Genomic DNA, 10,771 nt, shown 5'->3' with positions numbered 1-10,771 from the left:
TTGCGATCAGGAAAGCCGTGCATGGAGACTAACTCCCAAGGGCGAGGCGTGCTGTAAGCGTGGCAAGGACCTTCCAATTACCCACAAGTCGTCGCACGTGTGATTCCATTGGCCGCGCGGACCTTGCTCACGTGGAATCGGGTATGATTCATCCTCTGGCACCTGAAATAGCTGACGGGGTGCACAAGGGGGAATTCTGGTTTCGACGCAGTGAGATGGGCCGATGGGGAAGTTGATATCGGCGCATTTCGCGACAAGCGTCTGGGCGAGCGGCTTAGAACGATGCTTGCGCAGATGGCAGGAGCGATTGGCGCACCGATCCCGATGGCCTGTCAGGACTGGGCCAATACCAAGGCAGCTTACCGCTTCCTGTCTAACGGCTCAGTGAACGAAGGCGAAATCCTCGCCGGCCATTTTCAAGCAACGCGAGCGCGTGTTGGAACGCTTGAAGGGCCAATCCTCGTTCTACAGGACACCACTGAATTCTCCTATCAACGCCGCGCGCCGGAAAAAATCGGTGCAATCGGCCTGGCACCCAGCCGACGCGATGAAAATGGCAGGCTGCGACTTCATACGGTCTGTGGCCTGCTCATGCATTCTAGCCTTGCGATCACGACCGAGGGATTGCCGCTGGGTCTGACAGCAGCGAAATTCTGGACCCGCACCAAATTCAAGGGCACCAACGCGCTGAAACGAAGGATCAATCCTACGCGTGTGCCGAACGAGGAGAAGGAAAGCTACCGCTGGCTCGAGAACATGCGTCAGTCGACCGCTATGCTGGGCGAGTCCGAGCGACTGGTCCACATCGGCGACCGGGAGAACGACATTTACGAATTCTTTTGCGAAGCGCAGGCACTCGGCACACATTTTCTGGTCCGCACCTGTGTCGATCGTCTGGCCGGTGACGGTGACCACACCATTGCCGACGAAATGAGCGAGGTTTCCGTGCAGGGCATGCAACGGGTCGTCATCGACAAGGACGATCATGCCGACATTGAGTTACGCTATAGACGGATCCAGGTGTTGCCACCGATCGGCAAGCAAAAGCGCTATCCGTCTCTCAACCTTACCATCCTGCATGCCCGTGAGTGTAGAGCACCTGAAGGGCGGGCCCCCTATCGATTGGAGGCTTATCACTGATCTGCCGGTAACAACGCCTGCCGAAGCGATTGAAAAGCTCGACTGGTACGCCCAACGCTGGAAGATCGAGCTTTTCCACAAGATACTAAAATCCGGCTGTCGGGCTGAGGATGCACGGCTCCGGACTGCCGATCGACTTGTCAATCTGATCGCAATATTCTGCATCCTGTCATGGCGCATCTTCTGGATGACCATGATCAATCGCGCCGCGCCTTCCGCATCACCCAGGCTCGCGCTGACCGATGACGAAATCGTCCTGATCGATCATCTTGTGGCTTCCAGAAAGAAGGTGCCCAGGCTCAGAACCATATCCGATTACCTGTACGAAATCGCGCGGCTCGGCGGCTATCTCGCTCGCGCCAATGACCCGTCTCCAGGTAACATTGTGATCTGGCGAGGATGGACCCGCCTCATGGACATCAAAATCGGTGCCAACGCCATCCGTAAGACTTGTGGGTAATTGGAAGGTCCTCGCCACGCTTACGTGGGTGTGGCCCCTCAATACGTATCAATGTTGGGCAAGTGCACGCGGCCTCACATGGGCCGTCGGCATCCCGTACAAGCAGAAAGTCTATCCCGCCGACGTGGCGATGATTTTTCCCGTCGCCGGGCGTGGTCGCCCCCGCAAGCGGCACATTCCCGACGCTACATCGGTATCGGCAAAGGCGATGTTGGAGGTAGCAAAGTGGCGCAAGGTCAGTTGGCGGCGCGGAACCAAGGGGCTGCTCTCGGCACGCTTCGCCGCCGTTCGCGTGCGAGTTGCCGATGGCCCGCCTCAACGCATCCGGAACAGTGGCGCGCAACATCTGCCCGGCGAGGAAGTGTGGCTGGTCGGCGCACATCGCTCAACCGGCGAGCGCAAATACTACCTCCCCAACCTGTCCTCCGACACGCCGATCAAGCCGCTTGCCGGAGCCATCAAGGCCCGTTGGGTCTGCGAACAGGGACATCAGCAACTCAAGGAAGAGCTCGGCCTCGATCACTTCGAAGGCCGATCATGGAAGGGGCTTCACCGACATGCGCTGATGTCGATGATTGCCTTGGCCTTCCTGCAATCCCGCCTCCTCAAGCAGGCCAAGGGGGAAAAAAGAATCGCCGGGTCGCCACCACAGCCGAGCCTGCCGACGATCAGGCAGACCATCATTGAACGCCTCGCCAAACCTCCTGATCTGACGTGCCCACAGTGCGGACACTGCATCTCTCATCGCTCGCTCACAAATCTGCCAAAGTAGTGTTAGAACTGGCCACGCAATGTGATGCCATAGGTTCTTGGTTCCGCAAGGAAGGCCGAATAGGTCTGCTGCGATGCGACAAATGGCGTGTTGAACGCAACCTGCGAATAACCAACATTGAAGACATTTTGTGCCCAGCCTTCGATCGCCCATTTATCGTCAGGACCACGGATACCAATACGCGCATTTACCAGCGTAAACCCGTCCTGTTCCTTGCCGTAAAGCAAATCCGAACCGGTGTTATAGTCACTGGTGGTACGGGCGTTGATGTAAAACAACCCGGTCAATCCGCTGTTGCCGATTGGCGGCGTGTAGGACAGCGATGCGGTCGCTGTGATTTCAGGCGCGTTCGACAGATTGTCGCCTGGCAGCAGGCGCAAAGCCGGATCGAGTGGAGAGCCAGTATCACGGCCAACCAGATTATTTTCATAGCTGGTATCGGTATATGTCAGCCCCATAGAGACATTTACATGTCTGACGGGATTGATGGACGCTTCCAGTTCGACACCCTGCGCGACAGCGCCATATTTGACGTTATCCGGGGTACAATTGCCCGTTGCGCCGCTGGCATCGCGATCCGCACCACCGAGATCATCGCTACACGCGTTTACATTCTGAACCACATAAGTGGAGCCATTGAATGTATTGAGCTGAAAACTGTCAAACTGCTGACGGAACGCAGCAACGCTCAGCGAAAATTCCCGGGTCGAGTATTTTCCGCCAATTTCAAAGGCGTTCACCGTCTCCTGGTCAAATTGGAGATTGGCGGTGCTGCCCGCCAATGCCGGATTGGCCAGCGTTGAACTGGTCAACGCAGACCGGTCGAGGTTGAAACCGCCAGCCTTGTAGCCGCGCGAATAGCTGGCATACAGCATCAAATCGTCAACCGGCTTGTAAGACAGGATAGCCGTACCCGTGAATTCATTCTCGCTCCGACTATCAGCCAAGGTTACACCATCCAGTTCGGAAGTTGAATTGCCCTGACATGACAGGCCGATCAGACCGGCTGCCAAAGGAGCAACCCCAGTACTGAGTAACGGCGTGAACAACGCGCGTTGAATCGGACACATCGTATTGTCGTTGGTAAAGGCCGCGTTAAAATCCTTTGTTTCATTGGTGTAGCGCAGCCCCAACGTCAGATCGAGTTTGTCGGTAACGTGGAAGATATTGTGGGTGAAAAAAGCAAAGTTTTCGCTTTTCTGATTATACGTGTCGAGCACCGTTCCCTTGTCATTAATCTGTGCCAGATTATCGAGACCGGCAAAAATCAACGGTGTCGCTGGTCCGAACGCACCTGCCAGTGCCGCTCTGCCGCCTGCACTCAGGCAACCGGAGCTGGTTGGAGATGCTAAAGCCGGATTGATGGCATTGACGATGCGGCATGGTGCGAAGGCACCATATTGCGAACCAAAGCGCAGATTATCTCGTACCTCAAGCTTTTCGTTGGCGTAAAAACCGCCGACCAACCAATCCAGCTTGTCGTCGAACGCCGAACCCTGCAGTCGCAGTTCTTGCGTAAAGGTTTTAAACTCACGAGCACCGGCATTTTCATTCGGCTCGCGATAAAGGATATCTACCTGTGTGTAATCGGTATCATTACCCTGAAAGTTGGAATATTCACGATATCCGGTGATCGACGTGAAGTTCATCTCACCCAGTTCGGCATTGAGTTCAACCGAAGCGCCAAAATCCTCCGTCTCACCGGCATATGAACGACCGGGTGTGACATAGATATCCCGGTTGAACGTACTTTGCGTAAGCGCGTTGCTGTTTTGACCGAGCGCCAACAGCACCGGTATGATCGGATTCGCCGTGTCGGTAAGAGCGGGCGCACCAGGCTGTGGAAGAGCGAAAGGATCAAGTCCCGGGCTTACTCTTGCCCGCTGCGCAAATTCAGGCTGGACGAACGTCGCTGCACAGCAGGATTCGTCTTTCTTTGAATAGTCACCAATCACCCGGACCGTCAGTCCATCCTTTGGCTCAAACAACAGCTGGCCACGCACAAGAAACCGGTCTTTGTTATTGACGTCGGTTCCGTTTACAACATCATTGTAAAAGCCGTCGCGCTTCAAATAAACGCCGTCGACGCGCGCAGCAATCGTATCGCTCAACGGGCCATTAATGCCCCCTTCCAGACGTATCTGGTTGTAATTGCCGTAGGATGCTACGGCATGTCCTGAGAATGTAAATTCAGGGGCGGCAGTGGTAATGCTGATCATACCGGCAGAAGAGTTGCGGCCACCCAATGTTCCTTGCGGACCCCGCAGAACTTCGATCCGATCAATCGGGCCAAGTTCGCTGAGCGCATTACCACTACGCGAACGATAGACACCATCGATGAACACGGCCACGGAGCTTTCCAGTCCGGGGTTGTCACCCACGGTACCGATACCGCGAATACGGGCAGAGCCATTGGCTTCGTTTCCGGTCGATGACACAAGCAATGAAGGCGCAAGCTGGTTGAGCTCACGAATGTCGGTTGCCCCACTCTTCTGCAATTGTTCCGCGTTAATGGCCGAAACAGCAATAGGAACATCGGACAAAGCTTGCGACCGGCCCTGTGCGGTCACCACGATCACATTATTATCGACGGCACCCTCATCACTTCCGTCAACTTGGTCGGCGGCATCCGATTGCGTCTGTGCATAAACGGGGGCGGTGGTGATTGCTGCAAGTGCAAATGCGCACGCAGATAGATTCAACGCTAATTTCATAACATGCTCTCCTGAAAATTTATTTTTTATCCTCATTAATGATAGCCTAGCCCGTCACATTTGATAGCCAAATCTCGCATCAATGCACCGTTTTCTGCAAACTGTGGCTTTATTGTCAGCCTATGCGGCACTTTTGGCGCAACAAATGAGCAGCCGATTTGCTTCCAACATCCAATGGCCCGCATCTTCTGGAAACAGAGAATAATTAATAAGAGCAGGATGACGTAGCGTCATAGCTGGCGCGGCCTGATCTCCCCGCATTTTGGATGGTTTCCAGGCAAATTTTTGGCCGTCCCAAACACTGCTTGGACCGAAACCGGGTCAATCACTATTTATCGGCCGTCGAGAGCGCAACGCCTGCGCCAGAGTCCCCTCATCGAGATAGTCCAGCTCACCGCCCACCGGTATCCCGTGCGACAGCTGACTGAGTCTCACGGGATAATTTTCCAATCGCTCGGCGATATAATGGGCCGTCGTCTGACCCTCCAAAGTGGCATTCATCGCCAGAACGACTTCGTCAATCCCGCCCTGCTCGACGCGCTTGATCAGCTTGTCGATCGCAATGTCTTCGGGTCGCACGCCGTCCAGCGCTGACAACCGCCCGCCGAGCACATGGAATTTTCCGGGAAACAGCCGCGGTGGGGCATAATGGGTAAAAGGAGTCCCACTATGTGACGACGCAAAGAGCCGACGATCCCGGCAGAGTTACTGGATCAACTATTGGCATGATCGGATGCAGCTTCTGCGCTGGATCAGGCGGATTGCTGGATTCGTTGAAGAAGGCGCTCGCCGAACGGGCGTTGAATGCCGAGATGGATTATCATCTGGGTGGCGATGAACAGGTAGGCAACAGCCGCAATGGCTATGGCCGCAAGCGTGTCATCACCGATAGCAGCAAAATCGAGATTGAGGTGCCGCGCGACCGCGAGGGCAGCTTTGATCCGCAGTTGATTGCTAAATATCAGCGCCGGTTCCCTGGCTTTGATGACAAGATTATCTCAATGTATGCGCGCGGGATGAGCACGAGGGAGATCACCGGGCATCTGCGCGAACTATACGGCATCGACGTATCGCCTGACCTGATCTCGACCGTCACCGACGGCGAGCATCGCTCCGTGCCGGGGGCACGGGAAGACGCGCAGCGCTGGAAGAAGTTACCGCCTGGCAGCAGCGGCCGCTTGATCCGGCCTATCCACTGGTGTTTTTCGACGCCATTCGCGTCAAGATCCGCGATGAAGGCATGGTTCGCAGCAAAGCTATTCATATCGCGCTTGGCGTCCGCGCTGATGGCCGCAAAGAGGTTCTCGGCCTGTGGATTGAACAAAATGAAGGTGCCAAATTCTGGTTGCGCGTTATGAACGAGCTTAAAAACCGGGGCACCGAGGATATCATGCTGGCAGTCGTTGATGGTCTCAAGGGCTTTCCCGATGCGATAACGGCGGTATTTCCCGAAGCCGTCGTGCAGACATGCATCGTCCATTTGCTACGCAACAGCATGGATTTTGTGTCGTGGAAAGACCGCAAGCCACTGGCAACGGCCCTCAAGGCCATTTATCGCGCCGTCGATGCCAAGGCTGCCGAAGACGCGCTGATTGCCTTCGAAGCAAGCGAATGGGGCCTGCGCTATGTCGCCATTGCCCAGAGCTGGCGGCGAGCATGGAATGAGGTGGTTCCATTTTTCGCCTTTCCCGAGGCGGTGCGCAAAATTATTTATACCACGAATGCTATCGAGGCCCTGAACTCAAAGCTCAGGCGAGCGATCAGAGCCAGAGGTCATTTTCCCAATGACGAGGCGGCAACAAAATTGCTCTATCTGGTCTTGAACAGACCAGAAAAAGAGTGGAAGATGCCACTTCGTGAGTGGACCATGGCAAAAGCACAGTTCGCAGTTATCTTCGGCGAACGCTTCATCAAAGCCAAGACGGCATAATGTTCAACCGCCCCACCACACACGAAATTACTGACACTCCCGCGAGCGGCGGCCGTTCATAGGGAATCACGTCCGCACAATATCGAGCGCCTCCTTGCCGCTCACTGCCGATCGCTGGCCATGACACATGATCGTGACGGGTTGTAGTTTCCGTTAGAGAATCGACTTTCTGCCAAACAGCGCCACAATGTTCGGCCACATATCAGGACACCGACCCTCTCGTGATGTCGGCGCTATCCGATAATTTCTTCACGCCGGGCGACGGACCGATCACTGGCCTCTTTGACGATCATTGGCAGACGATGTACCGCAAGGAGTTTGACCTTCTTACGCTTCCTAATGTCGAAGGTATCGCCATTGGTTCGAACTTTCGCGCGGTCTCGATCATAGTGGACATGTTGAATCGGCTATCCGCCGGACTTCAAAGCAATTCCTTAAGCTGGCGCGAAGTATCGGCAAGGTCTTCACGTGCCGCTACCAATCCCGTCTCGACAAGCCTTCTACCCTGCACATAGTCCTTCATGGAATTAACGCAATCGAGCGCCACGACTTTTCCATTCTTCAGATATACAATGGAAAAGGACCGATTGGATGGATCACCACGTGTCACGGAGTCATCGTATCCCGCACTCAGTCCTACCGTCTGAATTTTCAAGTCATACTGATCGGACCAGAACCAAGGTGTTGCGTGATATGGTTCAAAGTTGCCGCAAATCACACTCGCGACGACGCTCGCCATGTCGTTGGCATTCTGGACACTTTCGAGCCGAATGCGCTGGCCGTCCGCAAACGGATTTATGTGTGCAGCACAATCCCCGATTGCATACACACCGGGTAGTGTAGTTTGGCAGTATTCGTCGACTACGACACCGTTCGCGGTTTCCGCGCCTGCCTTGGCCAATGCATCAATGCATGGTTCGATCCCGATGCCGACGAGAACGATATCGGTCTGAATCACCTCGCCTGTTTCGAGCACAACGCCAGTCAGAAGTCCCCCGTCTCCCTCGATGCAGCGGACGCCCGATTCGAGGTGTATTTTTACTTCTCTGCTCACGTGCTCATTTTGAATAAAGCGGGAAACTTCGGGACCAGTGACTCTGGAAAGCACACGATTGAAAGCTTCTACTAAGACGACTTCATGGCCAAGTTTTCGAAATACTGCTGCCGCTTCCAGGCCAATGTAGCCACCTCCTATTATCGTACACCGCTCTGTTCCTGCTTTCATGTCATCGATCAAAGCATCCACATCCTCCTTGGAGCGCACCGTGTGTACGCCCCGTAGGTCCGATCCATCGCAGATAAGGCGCTTGGCATCTCCACCCGCTGACCAAACAAGCTGCTCGTATGCATATTCCTGACCGTTGCCACAGGAAATTGTTTTCACCAGAGGATCGAGTGAAGAAACATTGCTCCCGCCTAGCAGATGTACATCCCTATCCCGCCAGAATTTCTCGGGTCGAATGAGTATCCTTTCGAAGGTTTTCTCTCCGGAGAGATACTCCTTCGAAAGTGGCGGTCTTTCATAGGGGAGGGCACGACTGCGGTCGAGCAATCCGATGCTTCCGTGGAAACCCTGCTTACGCAGCCCAATGGCAGTCTGAGCACCGCCATGTCCGCTGCCGACGATCAGAACATCGTATTTCTCCATCTGTTAACCCTCCTCCTACAGAATAATCATGACCCCACAGCGGCAAGCATGCATTGAGTGTTCAGTCGGTTCGCGAAAGTCGTCGGCCCATGCCATACAAGAGCCGTGTCTGAAGAAGCTACCCCGATCCTTAATAACGCTCTTCAGGATCGGTACCCAAAGGCAACGATACAGCATGCGAATTGCGAGCTATGCAAATCAAAGGAATGTGTTAATATTCTTCGCTTGCAAAACGGTCTGCTGCAGGATCACTTTACGACGGGCCAGTTTCAGCGAGCCGTCCGTATCCCGCCTGATCAGATCGACGCGTCTGGCCTTCAGCTCCATCTCGTCATCCTCCGCGTGGTGGCGATTGTTGATGACTAGTGAATGAACGGTCCATTCGGTGGGGGTATCGGTCAGTTCGACCTCGATATTGCTCACAAGATGAAAGTGCCGGGTCGGCGGGTCTTCAGCCCATGCGGAGGGCTGCTTGGCGCGGGCTACGCGAATCTTGAGATATTCGAGATCGTCGTCGAAAAAGGCCATCCTTGTGGGACTGAACTTGGCGTCGTCATTCCGGTAGCGTGTTTGCACCCCTGGAATCCAATAGTGGATGTCGTCTGCCAGCAATTCCAGCCATTCATGCAAATGCTCGCCGTCGAGTAGGCGGGCTTCGCGATAGAGAAATTGCTGAATTTCGATAATTAGATCGACGGAAACTGCACGATGTTCGCGGGTTTCGATTTTTTCGGCTTGGTTCACGGTCACCTCAAACTGGTATTTAGCGGACTGGTACGTCGGCCCAGGTTTCTGCATTCATTAGATCGGCCCAGCGTTGGTAGAACGCCCGCTGGTTCGCTTCGTTGATCTGGCTCTGATGGACATTGCCCTTCAGTTCCTCGTGTTCGATACGCGAATCGAGGCCCATTCCAGCATGGAGTTTCTGTCGCCGCGTGACGACACCTGCATTGACAGCGGTGCAATTTTCGAAATTCTCACCGTCGTCCATCTCGAAGACCCCTGCTGGAGAGAAAGTCAGCATCACGCCGCGGCGATATTCTTTCTTTAGTTCCTCCGGGGCATTGGCGTTCAGAAATACCCAGGTATGAAGCTCCGTTTCTCTCGGACCTTTTGGGTTCCACGTGCGGAAGGTGTTGTGCCCGGCCAGGAAGGACAGGTTCGGAAAAACATTGGCCGAACTGAGCGAGGCGACCATCCTGCTGCGGACCTTCCCCAGCCGTTCGGCAAACTTCGCCTCGTGTTCACGCAGATATTCGAGGATTTGCGGCGAATTGAGCGTGGCCGCGTTGCCGATGAAATCCAGGCCGAACTCCCACCCGTGGCCATTGGCGTTGGCGTGATAGGAACGATCGGGCCGCATCGTCGGCTGTTTGCCGAACATGGCGATGAGAGCCGAACTGTGCGTCCATGGAGCGTGGTAGGAATCGCCTACGAAGTTTTCTGCTGGGAACTTCCAGTTGCACTTGAGGCGGGACTTGATGTTGCCGTCGATAAATTCGATGCCGCCTTCGTCATTGTCGAGAATGACGTCGAGATACCAGCGAAAGTCGCCCAGATATTCCTCTAGCGAGGGTGCGTCCGGATCGAAGCAGGCAAAATGCATGCCCTTGTAGCTCTCCACCCGCGCCTGGTGGAGGCCGAGCCGAGACTTATCGAAATTGGACTTACCATCGTAGGACTTTGGTCGGCTGACGCTCTTCAGACTGCCGTCGAGGCCGTATGACCAGCCGTGGAAATTACATGTGAAACGGCGGGCCTTGCCAACTTCGGCAAAACACACGCGGTTGCCGCGGTGGGAACAGGAATTGAGGAAAGTGTGAATCTTGCCGTCTTCGCCGCGCGAAACGATGACCGCATCCTCCCCTATTGTAGTAGTTAGGAAGTCCCCGACCTCTGGCAGTTGCGAATCGTGCGCAACGAAAATCCAGCAGCGTGCAAAAACTCGCTCGAGCTCGAGCGAGTAGATCGCATCGTCCCAGAATATCCGGCGATCAATGTAACCTTCTTCCGCATCAACCCAGTCGTTGACCTTGGAGGCGAGTTCCGCTTTATCGTCCGTTTTTGTGGATAGGTTTGTCACCCCATTCTCCTATTGAAATTGGTT

General features: G+C 54.7%; 6 protein-coding genes and 3 pseudogenes. 4 read left to right on the top strand and 5 right to left on the bottom strand.

Annotated features, from left to right (window positions below; genetic code table 11):
- Window positions 1-210: 210 nt before the first annotated feature.
- The 3 genes and pseudogenes from HUO14_RS04900 to HUO14_RS04895 form a co-directional block, all read left to right on the top strand.
- Window positions 211-1,140 carry an IS4/Tn5 family transposase DNA-binding protein gene (locus HUO14_RS04900; protein ID WP_206169919.1) on the top strand — a complete coding sequence of 310 codons (930 nt, stop codon included), beginning with the start codon at window positions 211-213 and terminating at the stop codon, window positions 1,138-1,140.
- Window positions 1,085-1,600: a transposase gene (locus tag HUO14_RS16155; protein ID WP_206169920.1), complete on the top strand. Its 516-nt coding sequence runs from the start codon at window positions 1,085-1,087 to the stop codon at window positions 1,598-1,600. The genes HUO14_RS04900 and HUO14_RS16155 overlap by 56 nt, the downstream gene beginning before the upstream one ends.
- Window positions 1,601-1,661: 61 nt before the next feature.
- Window positions 1,662-2,287: pseudogene (locus HUO14_RS04895) on the top strand (transposase); the annotation flags it as partial.
- 87 nt (window positions 2,288-2,374) lie between these two features.
- Here the strand turns inward: HUO14_RS04895 and HUO14_RS04890 are convergent.
- Together HUO14_RS04890 and HUO14_RS04885 are read right to left on the bottom strand one after the other, a co-directional pair.
- Window positions 2,375-5,086, bottom strand: coding sequence for a TonB-dependent receptor (locus HUO14_RS04890; RefSeq protein ID WP_176278811.1), 2,712 nt, complete (start codon window positions 5,084-5,086; stop codon window positions 2,375-2,377).
- Window positions 5,087-5,407: 321 nt separating this feature from the next.
- Window positions 5,408-5,722 (bottom strand): annotated as a pseudogene (locus tag HUO14_RS04885) (toprim domain-containing protein); the annotation flags it as partial.
- 57 nt (window positions 5,723-5,779) lie between these two features.
- On the opposite strand from HUO14_RS04885, the pseudogene HUO14_RS04880 reads away from it, so the two are divergent.
- Window positions 5,780-7,016 (top strand): annotated as a pseudogene (locus HUO14_RS04880) (IS256 family transposase).
- 421 nt (window positions 7,017-7,437) lie between these two features.
- Here the strand turns inward: HUO14_RS04880 and HUO14_RS04875 are convergent.
- The 3 genes from HUO14_RS04875 to HUO14_RS16475 all read right to left on the bottom strand — a co-directional run bounded on the left by HUO14_RS04875 (window position 7,438) and on the right by HUO14_RS16475 (window position 10,747).
- Window positions 7,438-8,664, bottom strand: coding sequence for an NAD(P)/FAD-dependent oxidoreductase (locus HUO14_RS04875; protein ID WP_176278810.1), 1,227 nt, complete (start codon window positions 8,662-8,664; stop codon window positions 7,438-7,440).
- Window positions 8,665-8,862: 198 nt separating this feature from the next.
- Window positions 8,863-9,462: a 3-phenylpropionate/cinnamic acid dioxygenase subunit beta gene (locus HUO14_RS04870; protein ID WP_176278809.1), complete on the bottom strand. Its 600-nt coding sequence runs from the start codon at window positions 9,460-9,462 to the stop codon at window positions 8,863-8,865.
- Window positions 9,428-10,747: an aromatic ring-hydroxylating dioxygenase subunit alpha gene (locus HUO14_RS16475; RefSeq protein WP_176278808.1), complete on the bottom strand. Its 1,320-nt coding sequence runs from the start codon at window positions 10,745-10,747 to the stop codon at window positions 9,428-9,430. Before HUO14_RS16475 ends, HUO14_RS04870 begins: the two co-directional genes overlap by 35 nt.
- Window positions 10,748-10,771: the final 24 nt, after the last annotated feature.

Origin of the sequence: Parasphingorhabdus flavimaris (assembly GCF_013371215.1) — a bacterium.
In the GTDB taxonomy this organism is placed as follows: domain Bacteria; phylum Pseudomonadota; class Alphaproteobacteria; order Sphingomonadales; family Sphingomonadaceae; genus Parasphingorhabdus; species Parasphingorhabdus flavimaris.
The sequence above is the reverse complement of the archived record's forward strand: the minus strand, read 5'-3'. Positions and strand labels throughout refer to the sequence as shown.